At 55.2% G+C, this 24,658-nt stretch carries 16 protein-coding genes; 11 read left to right on the top strand and 5 right to left on the bottom strand.

Features of this window, described 5'->3' with window-relative positions; all coding sequences use genetic code 11:
• Positions 1-228 precede the first annotated feature (228 nt).
• From HG66A1_RS30930 to HG66A1_RS30895, 8 genes are all read left to right on the top strand, one after another.
• On the top strand, positions 229-1,182 hold the full coding sequence (locus HG66A1_RS30930) for an AAA family ATPase (protein ID WP_145193309.1): 954 nt from the start codon (positions 229-231) through the stop codon (positions 1,180-1,182).
• A 290-nt stretch (positions 1,183-1,472) separates the two neighbouring features.
• Positions 1,473-3,998: a DUF255 domain-containing protein gene (locus tag HG66A1_RS30925; protein ID WP_197996895.1), complete on the top strand. Its 2,526-nt coding sequence runs from the start codon at positions 1,473-1,475 to the stop codon at positions 3,996-3,998.
• Between the two features lie 69 nt (positions 3,999-4,067).
• Positions 4,068-5,537 (top strand): pyruvate kinase, encoded by a 1,470-nt coding sequence (gene pyk, locus HG66A1_RS30920; protein WP_145193305.1) that lies wholly within the window; start codon positions 4,068-4,070, stop codon positions 5,535-5,537.
• A 29-nt stretch (positions 5,538-5,566) separates the two neighbouring features.
• Positions 5,567-6,889, top strand: coding sequence for a PQQ-binding-like beta-propeller repeat protein (locus tag HG66A1_RS30915; RefSeq protein WP_145193303.1), 1,323 nt, complete (start codon positions 5,567-5,569; stop codon positions 6,887-6,889).
• Between the two features lie 185 nt (positions 6,890-7,074).
• The gene (locus tag HG66A1_RS30910; RefSeq protein WP_145193301.1) at positions 7,075-8,145 is read left to right on the top strand and encodes an Ldh family oxidoreductase; all 1,071 of its coding nucleotides are present in this window, start codon (positions 7,075-7,077) and stop codon (positions 8,143-8,145) included.
• Between the two features lie 45 nt (positions 8,146-8,190).
• Positions 8,191-8,829 (top strand): thioredoxin family protein, encoded by a 639-nt coding sequence (locus tag HG66A1_RS30905; RefSeq protein ID WP_145193299.1) that lies wholly within the window; start codon positions 8,191-8,193, stop codon positions 8,827-8,829.
• 31 nt (positions 8,830-8,860) lie between these two features.
• The gene (locus tag HG66A1_RS30900) at positions 8,861-9,808 is read left to right on the top strand and encodes a DNA-methyltransferase (protein ID WP_145193297.1); all 948 of its coding nucleotides are present in this window, start codon (positions 8,861-8,863) and stop codon (positions 9,806-9,808) included.
• Positions 9,809-10,151: 343 nt separating this feature from the next.
• Positions 10,152-12,104, top strand: coding sequence for a helicase-related protein (locus HG66A1_RS30895; protein ID WP_145193295.1), 1,953 nt, complete (start codon positions 10,152-10,154; stop codon positions 12,102-12,104).
• Positions 12,105-12,120: 16 nt separating this feature from the next.
• On the opposite strand, the gene HG66A1_RS30890 is transcribed toward HG66A1_RS30895, so the two are convergent.
• From HG66A1_RS30890 to HG66A1_RS30870, 5 genes are all read right to left on the bottom strand, one after another.
• Complete coding sequence (locus HG66A1_RS30890) at positions 12,121-14,460, bottom strand: efflux RND transporter permease subunit (RefSeq protein WP_145193293.1); 2,340 nt, start codon at positions 14,458-14,460, stop codon at positions 12,121-12,123.
• Positions 14,461-14,631: 171 nt separating this feature from the next.
• Positions 14,632-15,582: an ABC transporter permease gene (locus HG66A1_RS30885; protein ID WP_232102091.1), complete on the bottom strand. Its 951-nt coding sequence runs from the start codon at positions 15,580-15,582 to the stop codon at positions 14,632-14,634.
• The gene (locus tag HG66A1_RS30880; protein ID WP_145193291.1) at positions 15,579-17,084 is read right to left on the bottom strand and encodes a sugar ABC transporter ATP-binding protein; all 1,506 of its coding nucleotides are present in this window, start codon (positions 17,082-17,084) and stop codon (positions 15,579-15,581) included. The genes HG66A1_RS30885 and HG66A1_RS30880 overlap by 4 nt, the downstream gene beginning before the upstream one ends.
• A 3-nt stretch (positions 17,085-17,087) precedes the next feature.
• Positions 17,088-18,077 carry a sugar ABC transporter substrate-binding protein gene (locus tag HG66A1_RS30875; RefSeq protein ID WP_145193289.1) on the bottom strand — a complete coding sequence of 330 codons (990 nt, stop codon included), beginning with the start codon at positions 18,075-18,077 and terminating at the stop codon, positions 17,088-17,090.
• A 145-nt stretch (positions 18,078-18,222) separates the two neighbouring features.
• Positions 18,223-20,139, bottom strand: coding sequence for a polysaccharide biosynthesis protein (locus tag HG66A1_RS30870; RefSeq protein ID WP_145193287.1), 1,917 nt, complete (start codon positions 20,137-20,139; stop codon positions 18,223-18,225).
• A gap of 363 nt (positions 20,140-20,502) precedes the next feature.
• Here HG66A1_RS30870 and HG66A1_RS30865 point away from each other — a divergent pair, with 363 nt between their 5' ends.
• The 3 genes from HG66A1_RS30865 to lnt all read left to right on the top strand — a co-directional run bounded on the left by HG66A1_RS30865 (position 20,503) and on the right by lnt (position 24,460).
• Positions 20,503-21,108 (top strand): anthranilate synthase component II, encoded by a 606-nt coding sequence (locus HG66A1_RS30865; protein WP_145193285.1) that lies wholly within the window; start codon positions 20,503-20,505, stop codon positions 21,106-21,108.
• Between the two features lie 22 nt (positions 21,109-21,130).
• On the top strand, positions 21,131-22,345 hold the full coding sequence (gene glp, locus HG66A1_RS30860; RefSeq protein WP_145193283.1) for a gephyrin-like molybdotransferase Glp: 1,215 nt from the start codon (positions 21,131-21,133) through the stop codon (positions 22,343-22,345).
• Positions 22,346-22,570: 225 nt separating this feature from the next.
• Positions 22,571-24,460 carry an apolipoprotein N-acyltransferase gene (gene lnt / locus HG66A1_RS30855; RefSeq protein ID WP_145193281.1) on the top strand — a complete coding sequence of 630 codons (1,890 nt, stop codon included), beginning with the start codon at positions 22,571-22,573 and terminating at the stop codon, positions 24,458-24,460.
• Positions 24,461-24,658: the final 198 nt, after the last annotated feature.

Genomic DNA, 24,658 nt, shown 5'->3' with positions numbered 1-24,658 from the left:
GCTGTTTGTTAACAAAATTTGTTTTTCTTTACAATCGGCTTCTCTATAATGAATCTGACTCCGGGAGTTGTACAGAAAATTTTTAATGGTTTTTTAGAATTCCCCTCCCTGCGGGAAGCGGTTGGACTATCGGTTGAAAACCGCAGGGGAATTCAGTAAAGCTGAACATATAAAAACGTATGTGCTCTCCGTTGCTACCGCAGCTTTGCCTTCAGAAATGGATCTTTAATGGAAGTTCGCTCCCAGCAGGAAACTGCCAGTCTGGTTAAGACGCTTCATGATAACATCTCCAGTGTGCTCATTGGAAAACCAGAAGTGGTTCAACTGGCAATCGTCACCCTGCTCGCGGAGGGCCATGTTTTAATTGAAGATGCCCCCGGTGTGGGTAAAACCTCGCTGGCCAAGGCAATTGCCAAAAGTCTCGACTGCGACTACAAACGCGTGCAGTTCACGCCGGACATGCTGCCTTCGGATATTCTGGGTTCGAATGTCTTCCTCCCCAGCCTAGGAGAATTCGAATTTCGCAAAGGTCCCATCTTTACCAATGTGCTGCTGGCCGATGAAATCAACCGCACGCCTCCCCGTACACAAAGTGCGTTGCTCGAAGCGATGAACGAGGGGCAGGTCAGTGTGGAAGGGCAGACGATTACGCTGGATCCCCCGTTTTTTGTACTGGCCACACAGAACCCGTTCGAATTTGAAGGCACCTATCCCCTGCCCGAAAACCAACTCGACCGATTCATGATGTGTATCGAGATCGGATATCCCGAACGTGCCATCGAGCGGGAAGTACTGATCCAGCACCGGAACGGTGAACCGGTCAACACGCTGGATTCCGTCGTCTCGCTGAAGCAGTTGCGCGAGATGCAGGAAGCCGTACGGAATGTCCGCGTCGATGATGCACTGACGGACTACATTCTGGAAATTGTCGAAGTCACACGCAATCATCCGGAACTGACGCTGGGAGTCAGTACCCGTGGCGCGATCACGTTTTCCCAGGCGGCCCAGAGTCTTGCCTTTACGGAAGGACGGGACTATGTCATTCCGGATGACATTAAGAAGTTAGCAGTTCCCGTTTTAGCGCATCGTGTGATCACCCGCTCGCTGGTCCGCGAAAGTCAGCGGACACGTGCCACGGAAATTATCCGTCAGATTCTGCAGAAGGTGTCGGTTCCCAATTAAAAGTTAAAATAGGTGATCCCGTTATCCTGATGCACCGCCTGAACGTATCGATTTTTGGCCGTTCTGCTATTATTAAATAGTCGTCTGCCGTCGGATTGGATAAGATACGTGTACCCCACCATCCGAGCAACCGACTTTCGAAGAAATGATTGCAGCCCCCTTATAACAACAGGGCACCGAATCTTCTGCCTGCCCCTGGAGGAATAAAAATGGATTGGAACCCGACATCATTGAGGCGGTACGCCCTGATTCTCTGTCTGCTCGTCATCAGCTCATCCGGGAGCCCTCGCATGTTATCTGCCAGCGAAGAGAACCCGCAGGAACCGAAACAGGAAGCAAAGTCTGCACCCCAGGAAAAGCAGTTTACGAACCGGCTGGCCAAAGAGACCAGCCCTTACCTGTTGCTGCATCAGCACAACCCGGTGGACTGGTATCCCTGGGGGCCCGAAGCCTTCGAAAAGGCGAAGCAGGAAAACAAGGTGATCTTCCTCTCGGTCGGCTACAGCAGCTGTTACTGGTGCCACGTGATGGAGCGGCTCGTTTTTGAAGATCCCAAAATCGCGAAATACATGAACGAGAACTTTGTGAACATCAAAGTCGATCGTGAAGAACGTCCCGACATCGATGATATCTACATGACTTCACTCTCTGTCTATTTTCATCTCATCGGTGCCCCTTCTGGCGGAGGCTGGCCGCTGTCGATGTTCCTCACCCCCGATCGCGAGCCCTTTGCCGGCGGCACTTATTTTCCACCCACCGATCAGGGAGGCCAGATGAGTTTCCCCCGCGTGCTGCAGAAGGTGCATCAGCTCTGGGGAGAAAACAAAGAACAGGTCCAGCAGAGCGCGACAATCATCGCTAAAGAAGTCGCCCGCCTGCAGCAGGAAGAAGGAGCCAAGGAAGCAATTCCCCTGGAAAACCGGCTGGTCATCGCGGGCGTTCGTTCCATCAATGCCAGTTACGATGCCGAATACGGCGGGATCGATTTTTCGGAAGTGACTCCCAACGCTCCCAAGTTTCCCACGTCCTCGAAACTGGTTCTGCTGCAGTACGACATTCAGGCCGCCGAACAGAACCCGACGTCAGCGGAATCGGCAAAGGTGCTGTATCACACACTGGACGCGATGGCCAACGGCGGAATTTACGATCACCTCGGCGGTGGATTTCATCGCTATAGTACCGATCGCTACTGGCACGTGCCCCACTTCGAAAAAATGCTCTACGATAACGGTCAGCTGGCCGGTCTCTATGCCCGCGCTTTCGAACAGACGGGTAAGCCGCAGTACAAACAGGTCTCTGAAGGGATCGTCGATTTCGTGCTGCGTGAGCTGACCGATCCGCAGGGCGGTTTTTATTCCGCGCTGGATGCTGAAACTGATGGCGTCGAAGGCGAACACTATGCCTGGTCGCAGGAAGAACTGAAAACCATTCTGGGAGAGGACTACCCGCTCTTCGCCGAATTTTATGGATTGAATGAGCCCGTCCGCTTCGATCATGGGTACGTGCTGCACCGCGTTACCACGCTGGAGAAGCTCGCCGAAAAACACAACACCGGTGCGGACGAACTGGCTTCACAACTGGCCGAGTCGCGTCAGAAACTGCACGCCGTTCGTAATCAGCGTAAGCCGCTGCTCAAGGATGATAAAATCCTGACCAGCTGGAATGGTCTGATGATTGAAGGCATGGCGACCGCAGGTCGTGTGTTGAAACGACCCGATTACACCTCCGCTGCAGAAAAAGCAGCACAGTTCATTCTCGATCAGATGCGCGATAAAGAGGGACACCTCTATCGCAGCTACCGTAGTGGCGAAGCCCATCTCAACGCTTACCTGGATGATTATGCATTTTTCACACAGGGACTGCTGGCATTGCACCAGGCAACCGGCAAACAGCAGTGGCTGGACGAAGCCCGCAAACTGACCGATTTGCAGATCACCCTCTTCTGGGATCAGAAAGAGCACGGCTTCTTCTTCACCACCCACGACCATGAGCAATTGATTGCCCGTACGAAAAACGCGTACGACGCTGCAATCCCTTCCGGTAACAGCATCAGTGCCCGTAATCTGATTCAGCTTTCCGAGTTGACAGGGGAGGCCCGCTATCGCCAACACGCCGATGAGACACTGCAGCTGTTTGGGCGAGTGATTAAACGCTACCCGAATCGCTGTGCCCAGCTCGTTCAGGCGGTAGGAGAATATCTGCAGACACCCGCTGATCAGAAGCAGTCCGCAGTCTCCCTTTCAACAGGCGGATTCGTAGAGCTGGTAGAAGCACCGGATCAGCTGGTCTCGGTCAATCCGGGACTCGAACTGCTGGCTGCAGCCGGACTGGGACAGACCGGACAACAGAAAAAACTGGTGAAAGCCAATGCTTACCTCTCGGTCGACAAACTGCCCGCTGGCAAGAAGTGCAAGGTGGCGATTGTGCTGACCATCGAGGATGGCTGGCACATCAATCAGAATCCATCCAGCCCTGATTTCCTTGTACCAACGACCTTCAGCATCAAGTCGGCCCAGAACATCAAACTGACCGACATCAAATATCCGGCTGGTCATAAATTTGAAGTGGCAGGCTTCGACGAACCGCTGCTGGTCTACGAAAAGCAGGCCATCATTCGGGGAACGCTGGAAATTCCTGCCTCTGCAGCCGGGAAAGAGGAAGCACTTGAACTGAATATCAAATACCAGGCCTGTAACGATCAAACCTGTATCCGACCGACGACGGTCAGCCTCAAAGGCAAGTTCAAGGTTGCCGCTTCCGGAGAAGCAGTCCGCCAGGTAAATCAGAAATGGTTTAAAACCGAATCCGGCAACTGAAAAACTTCTGCTCCAGCAAATCAAAGCGCAGCGAATGATTTGCTTAAAATAGATTCACGCTAAAGGTTCATGATGAACGCGGCCCAATACCAGGAACATCCACTCGTAAAAACCAAGATCATCGCTACCGTTGGTCCCGCTTCCTGTTCGCGCGAAATGCTGCAGAAGCTGATCATCGCGGGCGTGGATCTGTTTCGGTTGAACTTCGCGCACGGCAAGCATGAATGGCTGGCCGAAATTGTTACGAATATCCATGAGCTGTCCGAAGAGATGGCCCGCCCCATCGGAATTCTGGGCGATCTATCCGGCCCCAAAATTCGGCTGGGAGTCTTACCTGGTGACGAAATCAACTGTCGGCAGGACATGCAGTTTCGGTTCATTCAGGGAATAGAGACCGACAATCCCCAGGAACTGACCTGCACCTACGAATCGCTGATCAGCGATCTGCGGGTCGGCGATCCGGTACTGCTGGCAGACGGAATGGTCGCCATGCGGGTCACCGAGAAATCGGAAGATAATGAGTACGTCGAGTGTGTGGTCGAGCGGGAAGGCGTCATTCGGAGTAAGCAGGGAGTCAACCTGCCCGGCGTCCAGCTCAGCACTCCCTGTCTTACGGAGAAAGATCTGGAAGACCTCGCCTGGGCTGTGCAGCATGGACTCGATTATATCGGGCTCAGTTTCGTGCGTTCCGCGGATGACATCAAACAGCTCTACGACGAGATCGAAAAACTGAATCCGATTGAGGCGCCGCACGTTGTCGCCAAGATTGAAAAAATCGAAGCAGTCAGCGATATCGAACAGATTCTCAAACTGACCGATGCAGTTATGGTGGCCCGCGGGGACCTCGGCGTCGAAGTCGACATCGAACGGGTGCCCATCATTCAGAAGCGGATCATCCATCTCTGCAACCAGTATCGTGTCCCGGTAATCACCGCGACGCAGATGCTGGACAGCATGCAGTTCAACACATTTCCGACCCGCGCCGAGGCCAGCGATGTCGCGAACGCAGTACTGGACGGCAGCGACGCGGTCATGCTGTCCGGTGAGACAGCGGTCGGCGTCAGTCCGCTGGCGGCCGTCGAAATGATGAGCCGCATTGTCCGTGAAGCAGCGCGGATTCTCTCATCGAATCTGCATTCGGAAGAGACCACCAGTAACCGTCGCCTGTATGCCCGCGAAGTGACCGAAGCGGTTACCCTCGGAGCCGGGATGACGGCAGAGAAGCTGGATGCAGACCTGATGGTAACCTGTACCCACGAAGGCAAAACCGCGATGGCTCTGTCCAAACAGCGGCGGACGGTACCTACCGTGGCGCTCACCGATCGCCCGGCAACGGCTCGCCGGATGACACTCTACTGGGGAGTGACTTCACTCCTGACCGACGTGGTCGACAAGTCACCTCAGAAAATTCTGAAGTACATCGTGAACTATGGAAAGAAGCATGGCTTTCTGTCATCAGGCAGTCAGATCGTCCTGATCTCCGGCACCGACTGGAGTTCGCTGGGGCATGACATGCTGCTGGTTCACGAAGTGAAATAACGCTGAACCCCGAAACCTGTGAGGCTCTGATGTATCCGAAACTGTCGCTCGCGCTGATGTTACTCTGGACGACCCTGCTGCCTCAAACCGGTTTCAGTGATGACTGGCCCCAATGGGGAGGACCGCAGCACGACCTGGTCTGGCGCGAAAAAGGGATTGTCAAAGAATTGCCAACCAAAGGCCAGTTGCCCCGGGTCTGGTCGACTCCCATTGGTGAAGGTTACTCCGGGCCCGCGGTCGCGGAAGTCGATTCCCGCTGGTGTGTCTTCGTGACCGATCGAATTTATAAACAACGGGTCGGCTTCGAACGCGTGCACTGTCTGGATGCAGTGACGGGAAAACTGATCTGGGGCTACGAATACCCGGCCGAATACACCGTCAGCTATCCCGCCGGTCCCCGTTCCACTCCCGTCATCAATGACGGTCGCGTTTATACCCTGGGGGCCCAGGGGCACTTCTTCTGCTTCGATGCCAAAACGGGGAAAGTGCTCTGGAGCAAAAACTTCGTAGCAGACTACGGCACGAAGCTTCCCAACTGGGGTATGGTGGCCTCTCCCCTGGTAGACGGCGATCAGCTGATTACGCTGGTCGGCGGCCAACAGAATGCGCTGGTGGTCAGCTTTGATAAAAAGACAGGCAAAGAACTCTGGCGATCGCTCAATGACCCGGCCGTTGGTTATGCACCGCCGGTCATCTTTGAGTTTGGGGGAAAGCGGGAATTGATCGTCTGGCATCCGACGGCGGTCTCAGCCCTTGAGCCGGAAACCGGCAAGGTGATCTGGCAGGTTCCCTACGGTGTAAAGTACGGACTGACGATCGCGACACCCCGCAAAGTGGGAAACCGGTTATTCGTGGCCAGTTTTTATAACGGGCCGCGGATGATCGAAGTCTCCGACGATGGCAGCACAGCCAAAATCGTCTGGGCCGGGAAGAGCGACAGCGAGATCAATACCGACGGTTTGCATCCGATCATGATGACGCCGGTCTTCGACGGGAAGAACATCTACGGCGTAGGCAGCTACGGAGAACTCCGTGGTCTGGATGCGAGCAATGGCCAGCGGTTATGGGAAACATTAGCTGCGACCGGTAAGGGTCGCTGGTGGAATGCCTTCATCATTCCGCACGAAGATCGTTATTTTCTGCACAACGAACAAGGTGACCTGATCATCGCGAAACTGTCGCCGAAAGGGTACGAAGAGTTAAGCCGGGCGAAGCTGATTGAACCGACCCGTCGCGTCCAGCGGCGGATGACAATCTGGTCGCATCCGGCTTTCGCACTGAAAAGCGTGTTTGCCCGGAATGATAAGGAAATTATCCGCGTCGATCTTTCGGCTCCGTCTGCTGGTAATTAGTTTAAGCTGTTCAGGCTGAACGACTTGCTGAATCAGTTAGAATCGGGAAAAGATTTTCGCGGGAAGGCCTGAGAGAGTCGTATCCGGCCCGGTTTGGCGTTAATCTGGTAGATGTTTCATCTGATGACTGCTCGGAACAGCAATCAGATGTGGCTAACCCACGCCCCGAATTGAGAGTCACAATTATGCCTTCGGATCATTTTGCCCCGGCTCAGGATCGATCCCAGGAAGTTCTGCTTCCGCTGGAACCCCTGAAGGAATTACTGGTCAAGCTGTTTGTGCGGATGGGCATGTTTCAGGTGGAGGCGGAGATTGCCGCCGATCGCTTAATCGAAGCGGACCTGCGGGGCATCCACTCGCATGGGAGCCGCACTGCAGAACGTTACCTGGACGCGATGGACATGGGCGACATCGATCCCCGCGCACAGATCCTGACCGTCAAAGAGACCCCCGCCATTGCCGTGATGGATGGCAGCAAAGCGATGGGACACGTCGCTGCGACTCGCGCCATGGAACTCGCGATTAAAAAAGCAGGCGAAGTCGGTACGGGAACCGTGACGGTCTATAACAGTCACCACTTCGGAGCTGCCGCCGTCTATGTAATGATGGCGGTGAAGGCCGGCATGATTGCGTACTGCACAACGAACACGGGCCGGGCGACTGTCGCCGCTCATGGAAGTACGCAGCCAGGCACAGCCAATAATGCAATCGCCTGGGGGGTGCCCAATCCGCAAGGCGCTCCCTTCGTTCTGGATATGGCGTGTGCCAAGACCTCCTGGGGTAAACTGGAAACGCAGGCCATGTACGGCCTACCCGTCCCCGCTGGTTACGGTCTGGACAGTGAAGGGAATGAAACCACTGACGCTGCCGCTGTGAAAACACTGCTTCCCGCCTCGGGACCCCGCGGTTACGGACTGGCTTTGATCAGTTCCATTCTGACCGGCGCGCTGACGGGAGGCAAGATGCCGATCAACAAGACCAAAGCACCGGAGATTGAGGGTTCCGAACATTTCTTCTATGTGATCGATCTGAAACAGTTCGTGGAAGAAGATCGCTTCCATGCCGAACTGGCGTCTGCGACAGAGGCCCTGCATCAACTGACGCCCGTGCGGACAGAGGATCCGGTGCGACTGCCGGGCGAACTTGAATGGGAACAGACACAACACGCACTGCAGGAAGGGATTTCGGTTCACAAAGATCATGCGGAGCAGTTAAAAGAACTCGCCCAGCGCGTCAAGTATGACGTTCCCTGGTAAACGCGCTGTCTCGAATCATCAGTTTAAAAAGAAGGTCTGATTATCATGCCGACTTCATATCGAATCAGAACACTGCTCGCTCTGGCTGTCTGCAGCCTGGTTTGCCTGACGGTACCCGTTCAGGCGGGAAAGTATAATCCGGTTCTGGATGTAGGCGATCAGGCCCCGACCTGGGAGAAGCTCCCGGCGACCGATGGGAAATCGTATGCCAGCGATTCCTTCAAAGATAAGGATGTGCTCGTCATTGCGTTTACCTGTAACAGCTGCCCTTACGCCGTCGATTATGAAACACGCCTCAATCAGCTGGCAGAGAAGTATCAGGGGAAAGATTCCAGGGTGGGAGTCATCGCCGTGAACGTTAATCTGATTCCCGCTGACAGCCCGGAGAAGATGAAAGAACGGGCTCAGAAGGAGGGCTTCGTGTTCCCTTACCTGTTTGACAAGTCACAGCAGATTGGTCAGGCTTTCGGCGCTACGCGTACCCCGGAGTTTTTTGTACTCAACAAAGACCGCAAGGTGGTCTACATGGGCGCCATGGATGATTCGACCGATGCCAGCAAGGTCAAACAGAATTACGTTCAACAGGCAATCGAGGCGGCTTTGCAGGGAAAACAGCCGGAAACGACCGAAACGATTGCCATCGGCTGTAATGTGCGCTATAAACGCATTCGCAGAAATAAATAACACTCTTCCCGCAGCCGACACAGCCACGCTTATGACCAGTTTCAATCAGATACAGATTCAGGATTGCATCGCCGGGATGCAGGCACTGCCCGACGCATGCGTTGATCTGGCTTTCGCCGATCCGCCGTTCAATATCGGTTATGAATACGATGAGTACGAAGACCGCCTGGAGAGCGAACAGTATCTCGACTGGTGTGAGAACTGGCTCAAGGAAGTGGTACGGCTGCTCAAGCCGGATGGAACCTTCTGGCTGGCCATCGGCGATGAATACGCGGCAGAGTTGAAAGTCATGATGCAGCGGACGCTGGGGCTGACCTGTCGCAGCTGGGTCATCTGGTATTACACCTTCGGTGTGAACTGCAAGAACAAGTTCAGCCGTTCGCACGCCCACCTGTTTCATATGGTCAAAGATCCGAAGCAGTTCACGTTCAACGCCGACGATCCGGCAATCCGCGTTCCCTCTGCCCGACAGCTGGTCTACGGCGACAAACGCGCGAATCCCAAAGGACGTCTCCCCGACGATACCTGGATCCTGCGTCCCCAGGACATTCCCGAGAGCTTCCAGGCGGATGAAGATACATGGTACTTCCCCCGCATCAACGGTACGTTTAAAGAACGCCAGGGCTGGCACGGGTGCCAGATGCCCGAGCAGCTGCTGGGACGAATTATCCGGGCCTGTTCTAATCCGGAAGAGGTCGTTCTCGATCCCTTTACGGGGAGCGGCACCACGCTGGCGGTTGCCAAAAAACTGAATCGCCAGTATCTCGGCTTTGAACTCTCTGCGGAATACGGTGCCCGCGCACAGCAGCGACTGGCGGACATCGAAGTCGGTCAGCCCCTGGATGGTCAGGAAAATCCGTTGACCAGTGCGCCTTCCACCAAGAACGGAAAACGGCTCGCAGAGCGCGAGACCGACGCCCCTGCGCCGCGGAGCAAGTCGAAGGGCAAATCCAGTCCCCGGCAGAAAAAACTGCTCTGAGCGATGCTCTCTGATTGATCCCTTCCGGCTCCCCCTGCGCGCACTGCGGACCGGCGTTTGAGCCGTGTTGCTTTTCCGCTCCCCCCTGCCCGCCGCTGGCATGCGATTCGCGTTTCTTATTCTTCGCGTCCTAAATCAGCTGAAAACAGGCATTTGAGGCCTGTGATGTTGATTGAAAGCGACAGACGTTTCCAGGAAACGTTGCCCAAAGTCAACAATCGACCTGGCTTACTCGTACGAAGAGACGAGGCCGGTAAAAAGGATCGAATCGGCCCTGCTGGTCGGTTAGAATGTAGCGGTTCCATCGTTTATTACTCTGGACAGGGATTCGGGATTCAACGTGGTGAATATCATCAGCTCGCTCACAGATCGGTTTCGCGGCATGCTCCCCAGCGGGGGGACCGAAGTACCCGCGCGCTGGTGGGCCCTGGTGGAGCAGATTCAGTCGCTCCAGGCTGAATACGCGAGCCGTTCCGAAACGGAACTGTTCGACGAGTGGAACGCACTGCGTTATCGTGTGCAGAGTGGAGAGTCACTGACGGACCTGCTACCGGAAGCGTTTGCGGTCATCAGCGAACAGATGCAGCGGCACCTGGGAATGACTCCCTACCCGGTGCAGTACCTCGGCGCGATCGCCATGCATGAGGGGGCGATTGCAGAAATGCAGACCGGTGAGGGCAAGACGCTGACTGCGGCGTTGACGCTCTGTTTGAACGCCCTGCCCGAACTGGGAATGCACATTGCGACGGCGAACGACTATCTGGCTGAACGCGATGCCCGCTGGCTGAGCCCCGTTTATCATTCGCTGGGGATGACCGTCGGAACGGTCACGGCAGCTTCCTCCATGAGCGAACGTCGCGCTGCCTATGAATGCGATATCACCTACGGCACCGCACGGGAATTCGGCTTTGATTACCTGCGGGACCTGCTCAATTCACCAGAACTCAAAACATCCACGAACCCGCGTCGTCAACAATTGTTTGGACAGGAACAGACAGGCGAAGATCAGGGGCTGCTCAATCCGCGGTCTCCCTACATGGTACTGATTGACGAAGCGGACAGCATCCTGATTGATGAAGCCCGAACGCCGCTGATCATCGGACAGGCTGATGCGCTGGAGGCCTCGCTGTCAGAGGTCTGCCAGTGGAGTGCAACCGCGGTTGCCCGGCTTGCCGAAAGCGAACATTATCTCGACCATGGTCCGCAAAAGGGTATGGAACTCACTCAAGCGGGACGGCGGGTGATACGAGAACTGCTGCTCCAGCCGGAAGCACCTCGTTCGCTCGATCCGGGAACAGCTTATCTTTCATCCGAACGGGCCCTCAAAGTTCAGAGCTACTTTCAGAACGGCAGAGACTATGTCGTGCGGGAAGGAAAAGTCGCTATTGTCGATGAATTCACGGGACGAATTTCGGAAGGTCGGATGTGGCAGAACGGCATTCACCAGGCGATTGAAGCCAGGGAGGGGGTCGAGATTACCTCACCCACCAGAGTCGGTGCCCAGACCACGGTCCAGGAACTGTTTGCCCGCTACACCCGCATGGCAGGCATGACGGGGACGGCTGCTTCCGCACGGAGTGAATTCAAGAAAGTGTTTGGCACTCCCGTGATCACGATTCCTACCAATCGCCCCGGCCGCCGCGAACAACTCCCGGAGAGAGTCTTTCTGACGGCAGAGGAAAAATGGACCGCGATTGTCGAAGAGACCGCAGCGCTGCACGCACAGGGACGACCGGTGTTGATTGGTACGCGGTCAGTCAATCTTTCAAAACAGCTCTCCGAACGCCTGGCAGCAGCCGGTCTGGAGCATGAAGTTCTGCATGCATTAAATCACGAGAACGAAGCGACCATCATCGAACGGGCAGGACAGTCGGGTAAGATTACGGTCGCTACGAATATGGCGGGCCGGGGAACCGATATTCTGCTCGGCGACGATGTCGTTGCACAGGGGGGGCTGCATGTGATCTGTGCGGAGTTGCACGAATCTTCGCGCATCGATCGTCAATTGACCGGTCGTGCAGCACGTCAGGGCGATCCCGGCAGTGCACGGGTCTTCCTTTCACTCGAAGATGAGATCCTGACCAGCGGACTGGGAGCCGAGCAGGCAGCAGCCCTGCGGACCGACTATCAGCGTTCCGGACGGAATCTGCAGTCAGCAGTCCGTTATTTCTATCAGGCACAACAGCGGGTCGAGAAACGCCACGAACGCCAGCGCGTCGAACTGGTGAACCGGATCAATGCACGGCGTCAGATGCTGCAGCAGATGGGTCAGCATGCGAACTTGAACGCACACTGACCCGTGTCAGCTGAGCTTATTCTGTAGAGAGTTTGGAGTGAGTGAGTCCAATCGTCTCGGGCAATCCTGCTTTCGCAAACTGCAGATGCCGGGCAAAGGGCTGCATGAGCATGGCCGGCAGGAATAACAGGTCGCCGATCAACGCTGTGGTCAGCAGGGTCAGCATCATCCAGGCGAAGCGTTGCGTCGGAATGAAGCTGCTGAAGCCGAAGACCAGCAGACCCAGACCACAGATCATGGTGGTGTGAATCATGGCTCGTCCACAATGTTTCAGGGCGGCGTGAACCGCTTCTTCACAGCTGCGATCCAGCTGTTTCTCCCGGCGGAACCAGGAGAGGAAGTGCAGCGTGTCATCGATGGCGATCCCCAGTGCGACACTGGCGGTCATAATCGAACCGATGTCGAGCGGGATATCCATCCAGCCCATGATGCCGAAGACGACCACGATGGGGAAGACGTTCGGCAACATGCTGAGCAGACCCGTCCACAGGTTTCTCTGGACGATGACAATCACCAGCGCGACCAGACCAAAGGCGGTCATGAAGCTCCAGGTCAGGTCCTGCATAATCAGCTGCTGAACGGTATGAATCAGCGGCATGATCCCCGTGTAGTACGCGGTGAGGTGCACGTCCTGTTCGCGATATTTTTCCAGTTCCGGCTGGAGCGTGGATTTCAGTTTATTGAGTGCGGCCCCGTAATCGACCTGTGCGAGAGCAGGTACGCGGGCGCTGATCCGCCATGATTCCTCACCATCCTCATCAGAGAGGTAAACGGATTCCAGAATGGCTTCACGGTTTTCTTTGAGTTTCTTATTGGTGACGACCTTGCGGAAAATCGATTCAAAACCGTTGTGTTCGACCGGATTGGGTCCGAAGGTCGCTGCCGACATGGTGCCGGTATAACCGTCGATGTTTTTAATCGTCTTCTCAATGTCGTCAATAATTCGCAGACGCTGCAGGAAGGTCTTCTTGCAGTCTTTATCAAACTGGATAACGACTTCAACGGGAATCAGCGGTCCCATGCGATCTTCATTGAAGCGATAATCTTTCAGAACCTGACTACCGGGTGGGAACAGGGACGGAATATCGACGGAAGAGCGGGTATATACCAGACCATAAGCGGAGACGGTCATCAGCATCAATGATGTCAGGAAGACGGGCAGCGAATACCGCTGCAGCCAGTGAGTGAAACCGTTCAGGAAGCGGGACAGACGGGTTATTGTTCGTGGCATATGAGCGGGGTGTTCTGCCTGGTTGGCTTTCAGAATCCGCTGCGGTGGCCAGAGTTGCATGGCTCCGGGGAGAATCAGTAACAATACCCCCAGTGTGACCAACAGACCGATGGAGGCGATCATGCCAAACAGGGCAATGGGCGAGATCTGGCTGACCATCAAGGATCCCAGGCCGATGGCAGTGGTGATGGCAGCGAGCAGACAGGGCAACCAGCCTTGTGCAAAACTGCGTCGGACGGCTTCTTCTGCTTCTGTTTTCGTTTTCGCCTGTGTCGTACAGAGTTCGTCGTAGTAATAGTTGACCAGGTGCACGCCGGCGGAAATTGTAAGGACAAATACCAGTGAAGGTGTCACAATCAGGACGGCATCCAGTGATGCGCCCGAGTAGTAGACCATAGAGAGGACCAGCCCCTGCCCGAACAGACCTGCCAGCAGGATGGTTCCGGTGAGCATCCAGGAGCGGATACAGAACCAGCATAACAGGGTTGCGAGGATGGCAGACAATGCGCCGAAGACATTCACACTGTGAATACTGGCACGGTCGATGGCGACGCCGTCTACGGGAGGTCCAGTGAGATAAAATTCTTCGCGCGGCAGTCCGCAGACATCTTGCGCGACTTTCAATACATGATCGATGGCTTGTGTTCGTAATTCGTTGCCACGGTAGGTGAGAATAATCACCGCACAACTGTCTTTCAGGTTTTTACCGACCAGAACCCCCTGTAGTCGTTCCAGCGCTTCGTCGCGGGGCAACTTGAGCGGGGGAGCCGTTAATGAGTCGACGGTTCCCGCACCGGTGACAATTCGATCAAAGATCTCCTCGTGGGTTTCACCGAAGTCGGTCTTGCCGGGACCTTCGATTCGCTTTTCGAATTCGGTCAGCCGGGGATCATCGACGGTACAGCCGGGCCAGCTGATCAGAATCAGGTCGTTGCTTTCGAAGTCTTTCATGAACCGGTCATAGTTTTTGCGTGACTGCATGTAAGGTGGCGCCCACTTTTCAGGGGCGATACTCATGCTTTCGACGCTCTGATGCGCACCATAAATCAGAAAGGGCGCAACCAGAACCAGGACAATGACAGTGATGATATAACGACGGATATAGCGAGGTTTTTCAGAAGTCATGAGTCGGTCTCTTTACGAGGGGCTTAACAAGATCAACCGGTACGTGGACATAAACAGCCCATACGTACACAGGAAGTCTAGCTCACGACTTCGTGTCCGTCAGGAAAATGACAAACTTTTTGCAGGCTCATTCTCTTGCGCAATCGCTGCAATCGGCACAGTGCTGTCTGATTATCGGTTTCGTCTGACATCAAGGTAGACGGCAACCAATATCACTGCGCCCTTCACGATGTACTGCAGAGAGTAATGGACTCCTGCCTGATTCAGGCCTTTATCGAGTATCCCGATAATAACGGCCCCTAACATTGTACCAAACATGGTACCCCGTCCGCCAGTAAAACTTGTGCCTCCGACCACAACTGCGGCAATTGCTGTTAACTCAAACATTTCCCCTGAACCGGGTTCCGCCGAATAAAGTTGAGAAGTATGAATCATGCCCGCGACGCCCGCCATCAGGGAACAGAGTAGATATACAGTGATTTCTACCCGCACAATAGGTATTCCTGTGTAGAGAGCCGCTTCCCGATTTCCGCCCAGTGCATAGACATGCTGACCGAAACGGGTCCGATGCAGCAGCAGGGCCATCAATAAAAACAGTGAGAGCATAATCACCACGGGATACGGTACGACATCGAACAGTCGCCCGTTGCCAATCGCGAGGAACCAGGTCTGTTCGTCTTTGATGGGCATCGGTAATCCGCCGTTGAAACGCAGCGCGCATCCGCGGGCGATGAGCATGGAAGCCAGTGTGATGATAAATGGCGGCATGGCGGTTTTCGCAGCCGCGATTCCATGAAAGACTCCAAACAGAGAAGCGACCCCCAATCCTGCGAGGATGGCTGTCAGTAACATGAACGGATCTTGGGTGTCACCCGAGAGTGCGGTGAGACAGTAGACGGTGGTCGTGCCGACGAGAGCCACCATCGCGCCGACTGACAGATCGATGCCGCCAACGAGGATAACCAGCGTCATGCCTAAGGCGAGGATCGTGTTGACGGAGATCTGTTGAGTCAGGTTCAACATGTTTTCCGGTGTCAGGAAGCTGGGAACCCAGATGCGGAACAGCAGCAGGAGGATAATGATGGCTGCCAGCAGGGGAACCATTTGTTTCACGACTTTCACGCGCTGCTACCTCCCGTTAATTGATGCATGACTTCTTCCGCGGTGACCGACTCTGCCGGTGAGATGCCTGTCAGGCGGCCTGCGCGGAAGGTGCCGATCTGGTGTGAGATATTCATGACTTCATCCAGGTCCGAAGAGATCAGGATCAATGCCATTCCCTGACTGACCAGCTCTCCGATAATTCGATACAGGTCTTCCCGCGCGCCAACATCAATGCCGCGCGTCGGTTCGTCGAGGATCAGGATTTTCGGTGGATGTTCCATCCAGCGACCCACGAGCACTTTCTGTTGATTACCTCCCGAGAGATCGCGGACCGGTTGTTCGGCATCGGAGAGCCTGACGCCGAACCGTGAAATGGTCCGTTCGACCATTTTATCGCGAGTCTTGTAATGAAAGGCGCAGCCGCGAATCCATTCTTTCAGCCAGGGGAGCGTGATATTGAAAGCCACACTCTGCTCGACGATCAATCCCTGTTGTTTGCGGTCTTCAGGAACCAGTACCAACCCCTGTCTGAGAGCATCACGGGGACTGCGGATCCGGACCGGCTTTCCGTCGATCTGAATTGTGCCCTTGTCGATTCGGTCGATGCCGAACAGAGCCCGGGCGAGTTCGGTGCGTCCGGCGCCCACCAGCCCCGCCAGCCCCAGAACTTCGCCGTAACGGACTTCGAATGAAACGTCTGCCACGTTCGCGTTACTCAAATCACTCACGCTCAATGCGACCGCGCCAGGACGATGAGAGGGCCGCGGAAAGTGGTCCTTGATATCTCGACCGACCATCCAGCGGATCAGTGTCTGGGGATTGACCTCACTGGCGGGAGCAGTGCCGACCGTCTTTCCATCCCGCAGAACGGTGATGCGATCAGAAAGTCGCATGATCTCTTCCATGCGATGTGAAATATAGACGATGCCGACCCCCTGTGCGCGCAGGCGACGGAGTGTCTGGAACAGTGCCTCCACTTCCAGTTCGGAGAGGGACGACGTCGGTTCGTCGAGTACCAGTACGCGTGCTTCCTGAGACAGAGCCCGCGCGATCTCCACCAGTTGCTGGTGAGCGGTGCTGAGTGTCGAGACGGTTGCAGTCACGTCGCGGAGTTCGGTGAGTCCGAGCTGCAGAATCAATGCTTGTGCCTGGCGGTTCATTTCCCGTTTTCGCAGCCAGCCTAGGGTGCTGGGTTCGCGGCCGAGGAAAATGTTTTCCGCCACGGTGAGATTGGGGGCGAGTGAAAGTTCCTGGTGAATCAGTCGAATCTGATAACGGTCGGCGGCTGAGACGTTGGGCAGTGTAATCGGTTCGTCTTCCGACCAGAGTGTGCCTGCATCGGGCTGGTAGATGCCTCCCAGAATCTTGATCAGCGTACTTTTACCGGCGCCATTCTCACCCAGCAACGTATGGATTTCGCCTGCCTGAATCTCCAGATTGACCTGATCCAGGGCGGTGACGTTCCCGAAGTGCTTGGTGATGCCTTCCAGTCGTAGCAGAGGCGCTAAGGTGGCAGGCATCTGTCAGTCTGCCTCCAGGTGCTGCTCCGCATTTTCGGTTGTGATCAGTTCGACGCGGACTTTCACGTCTTTTTCAACCGGTTCCCCATTCAGATGCGCGAGCATTTTCTCCGCTGCGATCTTACCGATCTCCTTGGGGAACTGAGCCGAAGTCGAATGCAGCTTTCCGGCCTGGATCGCTTTGATCCCCGCCTGCGAACCATCGACGGTGACGATGGTCACGTCGTCCAGTTTGTTAGCCGAATCGAGAGCCGATATCACACCCAGGGCATTGGGATCATTGATGGCGAAGACTGCGTTCAGATCGGGATAGCGGCCGATGAGGTCACGCATCACGGGGCGGGCTCCTTCGGTCGTCCCTTTGGCTTCCTGAACGTCGAGGATTTCCATGTCCGGATATTTCTGCAGCGTCTCTTTAAAACCGGCGACCCGGTCGATACAGGCTTTATTGACCGAGAGGTGCAATACGACCAATTTCGCTTTGGGGTTCACTTTGGCCAGGGCCTCGGCAGCGAGTTGTCCCGCGCGGACATTATCGGAAGCGACGGTGCAGACAATCAGTTCTTCGTCTGATTCCTTGACCGGAGCATCGACGATGATGATGGGCACGTTTTTACGCTGTGCTTCCAGTAGAGACCCTTTGAGGCCTTCCCAGTTGACCGGATTGACAAAGATGCCGGCGACGTCTTTGAGAATCAGATCGGAGAGATCGTTTTTCTGTTTCAGTGAATTGAACTGCGCGTCGAGGATGATCAGTTCATCGCCGTGCGCGGCGAGTTCTTTCTGCAGTCCATTGCCCAGATCGACGAAGAAGGGATTATTCAATGTCTGAAAGGAAGCACCAAACAGTCGACCCGGAGGGGCAGTGTTGCCCTCTGCCTGCGCGGGGTCGGAACCAGTTCCAGGAGCGGAGCTGTCATTACAGCCACTGAGAAGTGGTGCGAAGAGCAGCAACAGTGAAGACGAGATCAGAAACCGTAGCGCCTTGTTCATAATCTACCTGCGTTTTCATGGTGTAAGAAACGGGCCCATAAAACGACTCTCTGTATTACTATTAAGTAACAGATTCAGGCAGGGATGAAAAGGTACTGCGGGGAATCAGCGGCTGATCGCAGCTGCAGTGGATCACAGTCCGACTTTAAGCAGCGCGGCGGAGAGGTGTCTCTGCAGGTTGAGAAATGCTGGACTGAAATTCGGGAAGGATCCGCTGAATTTCTGCGAGAATCACTGGAGAAGGTTGTTCGGTGATGGCTTCCAGTCGCGCGAAGGAGTCATGGATGAACTGTTCGCTGACCGAGACCTTTTCGGCGACCATGATTTTGGGATGCCGGGTCGGCAGATGTTTTTCGCCGTCAACGTGCAGTTCTTCATAGAGCTTCTCGCCGGGCCGCAGACCGGTGAACTGGATTTCGATATCTTCACCCACCTTGAGACCGGAGAGTTGAACCAGGTCGGTTGCGAGATCAACGATCCGCACGGGTTCACCCATATCGAGCACGAAGATTTCCCCGCCCCGCCCCATCGCACCAGCTTGAATCACCAGCTGCGAGGCTTCGGGGATCGTCATGAAGTAACGTTGCATCCGTTCGTCGGTAACCGTGACCGGGCCGCCGTTCTGGATCTGCTGTGTGAAGATTGGCACCACACTACCGGCGGAACCCAGAACGTTGCCGAAGCGAACCGTCACAAAGTGACAGCGGGAATGAGCGGCGAGCGACTGCACGTACAACTCGGCAATCCGCTTGTTGGCGCCCATGACGTTGGTCGGGTTGACGGCTTTGTCCGAGGAGATCATCACGAACGAGCCGACGTTGAATTCTTCTGCCAGGTCGGCGAGGTGTTTGGTAGCCAGCGCGATGTTCTTGACCGCTTCGCCAGGGTTGCCCTCCATCAGGGGGACGTGTTTGTAAGCAGCGGCGTGGAACAGAATGTCCGGCTGGTATTCCCGCATAACGGCGCGAATGCGTTTGGAATCGTTGATGTCGGCAATCACGACGTCGAAGCGACCCGCGTATCCCAGTTTGATCAGTTCCCGTTCGAGGTAGAACTGGCTGTTCTCGGACCGGTCGACCAGGATCAGTCGTCGGGGAGAGAACTGCAGGAGTTGACGACAGATTTCCGAACCGATGCTGCCGGCACTGCCGGTGACCATGAGTACGCGGTCATCCATCCAGTCGCGAATGTTCTGCATGTCGAGCTGTACGGGCTCACGTCCCAGCAGGTCTTCAATACAGACGGGCCGTGGTTTCATCTCCACTTTACCCGAGAGCAACTGCTGATAACTGGGGAGTACCTGTACCGAGATGTCGGCCGAGTTGCCGGCTTCCATTAACTGGCGGACCGTCTTGCCCGGAATCTCATCGGCCGGAAGCAGCACTTCCGAGACGCCGTAGTCTTCTGCGAGGACGCACATCTGGGCGAGCGAACCGAGCACCGGAACCCCGTTGATGCGGGTACCGATCCGGCTGGAATAGTCGTCCAGAAAACCCACGACTCGCAGGCAGGAATTTTTATCGCGTTCGATCATCCGCAAGAGCGCGGCGCCGGCTTCATTGGCACCGATAATGAATGTTGGTTTGCAATTTCCCTGCTGGCGAAACTTGCGGCCACTGTCACGAACCATGCGAATTCCGGCACAGATTCCACAGACCACGAGGATCGTGGAGCCCCAGTCAATCAGAAAGACAGAACGAGGAAGCATGATCTTGGGAAAGAAGAGGTAATCGATCAGAGCCAGCCCGATTGAGCTGATGGTGACTGCTTTGGCCAGGTTGACCACATCGCGGGTGGTGATGTAGCGACTGCGGATTTTATAGACGCCGCTCCCCCAGAAGGTGATCGTCTTCAGACCAACGGCCCAGAGGACCGTTGCGCGAAACATGCGAAAGCCGTTTTCTCCCAGTACGCCATCGACGTTGAGAGAGCCTTCATAGCGCAGCCAGAACGCCAGATAGTAGATCGCGCAGAATATAGGTAGAAAGACAACCATCCAGAACAGCTGCCGCCGTGAGATGGTAAAGCGTTTCAACCAGTTTGATATCGGCCTGGAGTCCAACCTTAACCCCTGTATTTACAGGTTTCCGCCGGTTTAATGCGAGCGAAATGTGTACATTTAAGCATTTGTGATCCGGATCCTTCCGGAAAGGCAGGGATTCATAACAATTATTGCCATTTCTGGTCAACACCAATATTCTTAAGAACAAACCAGTTAATACGTTGTCTTATCAGTCAGAGAGGACAGGCGCCGCTGGTTGATTTGCCGATGGATGTACGTGTGACGGTCAGTCGGAATTCGCGGCTCCAGATCGGCCGTGAAGGATAGGAATTACTCCAGGCCAGTCGCTTTTCGGCCGTCTGTTGTCTATGATTTGTTATTCCCAATACACATTACTTAACTTGATCTGCTGCAGGGTGACACGTGATTTTCGTTCTCGATAACTATGATTCCTTTACCTATAACCTTGTTCAACGGTTTGGGGAAATTGATCCGACACTTCAGATTGAAGTGGCCCGCAACGATCAGACTTCGATTGAGGAGATCGAGCGGTTAGCCCCTGAGAAAATCATTATCTCTCCCGGTCCCTGTACTCCGGGTGAAGCAGGTCTTTCGAAAGAGATCATTGCACATTTCGCGGGGAAAGTTCCCATCCTGGGTGTCTGTCTGGGGCATCAGTGCATCGCAGAAGTCTTTGGTGCGAAAGTGGTTCGTGCTCAGCGCCTGATGCACGGAAAAGTCTCTGAGGTATATCATGACGGCAAAGGCGTGTTTCAGAACCTGACTTCCCCATTTCAGGCGACCCGCTATCACAGCCTGATTGTTCCCGAGGAAACCTGCCCTGAGGAGCTGGAAGTTTGTGCCTGGGTCGAAGAAGAGGGACAGCCAAAAGAGGTCATGGGGCTCCGACATCGGAAATTCGCGGTCCATGGCGTGCAGTTCCATCCGGAAAGTTTTCTGACGCACGAAGGAATCACTCTACTGAAAAACTTCCTGCAGTTGCCCGCGGAAGAACTCACCAGCGTTTGATCCAGAGAGGGAGGCGTTCCAGATGCTGTCTGTCCAGCAAGCATTCGATCAGATTCTCAAAACAGTCCGACCCACGACTCCCCAACGTTGCTCATTGTTTGAAGCCACGCATGGTGTGCTGGCGGAAGATGCCGTCAGTGATGTCAATATTCCCCCGTTCGATAAGGCACTGATGGATGGCTTTGCCGTTCGCAGTTGCGACGTGCCTGACGGAACCGGGACCCTGCAGATTCAGGAAGTCATCTACGCCGGTTCGGTGCCGAGTCGGTCACTGGAGGCGGGACAGACGTCGCAGATCATGACCGGCGCCCCGTTGCCGGAAGGTGCGGATGCTGTGATTCAGATCGAACATTGTGAGATCAACGAATCCGAGCAGACGGTGCGGCTTAAAACGACGCCCGTCGAACCGGGTAAGAATATGCTTTACCGGGCTTCGGTGCTGGAGGCAGGGGCGACCGTGGTCAAAGCGGGCGCGTATCTTCGCGCCCAGGAGATCGGCGCGTTGGCCGAGACCGGCAGTCCCCGGATTTCGGTCCGCATGCGACCATCGGTAGCGATTCTGGCGACCGGCGATGAGCTGGTGCCCCCGGAAGAGCGTCCCCAGGCGGGACAGATTCGTAATTCGAATGAAGTCATGCTGCATTCCCAGATCCTGCAAGCCGATGCCCGACCTGTACCACTGGGAATCGCCCGCGACGAACGCACCCATCTACGCGAGAAAATCCGGGAAGGTCTCGAGAGCGACTTTCTGCTGCTCTCCGGTGGTGTTTCTGCCGGGGAACTGGACCTGGTCCCCTCGGAGTTGGAAGCAGCCGGCGTGAAACAGGTATTTCACAAGGTGAATCTGAAGCCGGGCAAGCCGCTCTGGTTTGGGATTCTGGAGCGTGAGACTGGTTCGCCCTGCTACATTTTCGGTTTGCCTGGGAACCCGGTGAGCAGTATGGTCTGTTTCGAACTTTTTGTGCGCTCCGCGTTGCGACAGTTCCTCGGAGATCCCCATCCGATGCCCCGGACATTGAGAGCACGGCTGACGGCGGACTTTCACTCGCGAGGGGATCGCCCCACTTATCAACCCGCTCGCGTCGAGTGGTCAGAGGGGGCTGCGTCTGTAACTCCTTTGAAATCAATGGGTTCTGCAGATTTGCATGCAACAGTGGCCGCAAATGCAGTAGCGCTGTTCTCTACGGGCAATCAGCTGTATCAGAGCGGGTTCTTAATTGACACATTTTTATGGTAGTAGAGTGAGTTTCTCCCCTGATTGATCTACTCCTGAAAGCCTGATTTCAGTAAAAAACACCAGAATCAGACATAAAAATGGGGACCGCTGACTGGATTGGCCCCATTGAGAAGCGTTAAAGCGACGTAAGAAGAATGACCGGTTTCCGTGGGACAGGACGTTTCACGTTCAGGAAATCGCTCAGTCAGCGTTTCTCTGCGAGATCGAAAACCAAGGATGGAACTCATGACCTCGACCACAATTTCTACCGAACCAAATCCCTCTGACCTTCCTGAAATGGAACCACAGTCCGTGTCTGATGCTCAATCCTCCCAACCTGAATCCACCCCCGATCATGCCCTGGGGCAGGACATTCAGCGGATCATCAATACCGCGCGGACTTCGCCTGCTCCCACCTGGGGAGCCTGGACGTTGTCGGGATTGACGGCGGTGCTGATGTGGGCCAGCTTCACTCCCGTTGACTTCGGACCGCTGGGCTGGGTCTGCCTGATTCCGCTGCTGTTATTGGTTCGCATTCCCCGCGCAACCAGATTGATGTATACCGCCACCCTTTTTGGCGGACTGCTGTTTACTGTTCCCACGCTGCAGTGGATGCGACTCGGTGATCCCAGTATGTATATCGCCTGGATCGCACTCGCGTGTTACTTCGCATTGTACTTTCCGACCTTCGTCTTTCTGAGCCGCATTTCCGTGCATCGGTTCCGTATTCCGTTGCCACTGGCCGCACCCGTGATGTGGGTGGGTCTGGAATACATGCGGGCTTACCTGTTGACCGGGTTCTCCTGGTACTACATTGGCCATACGCAATACCGGTGGACCGAGCTGATTCAGATCAGTGATATTACGGGAGCCTACGGTGTCAGCTTTGTTGTGGTGATGCTGGCTGCCTGTTTTACCGATCTGCTGCCGATGTCACTGATGAAGCGGCTTCAACTCTTTCCGACCAATCTGACACCGGAAGAACAGAACCTGGATCAGATTGGTCGCAAGCAGCTGGTTCAGACCGCGGTCTGTCTGGCCCTGTTTCTGTCGGTACTGGGCTATGGCTATCTGCGTCGCGGGCAGGCTGAGTTTAAAGATGGCCCCCGTATCGCGCTGATTCAGGGTAATTTCCCGACGTCAGTCAAACACGATCAGAATCAGTGGCGGTCAATCTACCTGAAACATCTGGTGTTGATGGGCGCCGCTGTCCGGCATCAGCCCGATCTGGTAGTCTGGCCGGAGACGATGTTCCGCTGGCCGCTGGTAGATCGCAACGGAAAAACCAACGAGCAACTTCAGGCGATCGCACCGGAAATTCCGCTGAAGAAATGGAACGAACCTTCGGTTCACAAAACACTGACGAATATGAGCCAGGAAGCGAACGCCGCTTTGGTGATTGGACTCGATACGGTCTCTGCCGGAGACAAGCGCGTGGAGCAATATAACTCTGCTGTCTTCGTGCGGCCGGATGTCGGGATTACCTCCCGCTACGACAAAATTCACCGGGTTCCGTTCGGCGAGTATCTCCCCTTACGCGACACCCTGCCCTTCCTGCAGGTCTTCACTCCCTATGGGGCCTCCTTCGGGATTCAACCTGGGAAGCACGCGGCGAACTTTGAATACCAGGACTGGAACTTCGCCCCGGTGATCTGTTTTGAAGATACCGTTCCCCAGCTGGTTCGCTCGGTAATGAATCAGTCATCGACGGCAGAGTCACCCTCGGCCCCGATCGACTGCCTTGTCAACCTGACCAATGACGGCTGGTTCCATGGCTCCAGTGAGCTGGATCAGCACCTGATTACCGCTTCGTTCCGCTGCGTGGAGAACCGGACGCCGATGGTACGTGCCGTGAATACAGGGATCTCGGCTGTCATCGATGGTGACGGCATGATTGTTGAGCCCGATGTCTTCATTGATGGTGACAATCAGGGGCGGAAATCGTTTGTGAATCCGAAGACCGGGCGGTGGAACAAATCGATGAATGCGGTTGTCATCGATACGGTTCCCCTGGATAACCGGACCAGCCTGTACACGAAATACGGTGACTGGTTTGCGGGCTTCTGCTGCTTTAGTGCCCTGTTTGTCTTCTTTATGGGGCTGTTGCTGCGAAAGCAGAAAACTGCTGCTGCCTGAAGCAGTTGCGTCTGACATCTGGCATGTCTGAGCGTCTGCTAACCGCTGGAGGGGCCAATCGTAACGATTCCGGTAGCGGGTGGTCGAAACGCCTCACTTCCAGGTGGTGGAACTGCGCGCGCCCCTTTGTTTTTGTCGGTTTTTCGAAAAAACAAGGCGAAAATCGTAGATATGCGCCCTACCCTGCCCATTAAAATA

Source organism: Gimesia chilikensis, from assembly GCF_007744075.1.
GTDB lineage: Bacteria > Planctomycetota > Planctomycetia > Planctomycetales > Planctomycetaceae > Gimesia > Gimesia chilikensis_A.
The sequence above is the reverse complement of the archived record's forward strand: the minus strand, read 5'-3'. Positions and strand labels throughout refer to the sequence as shown.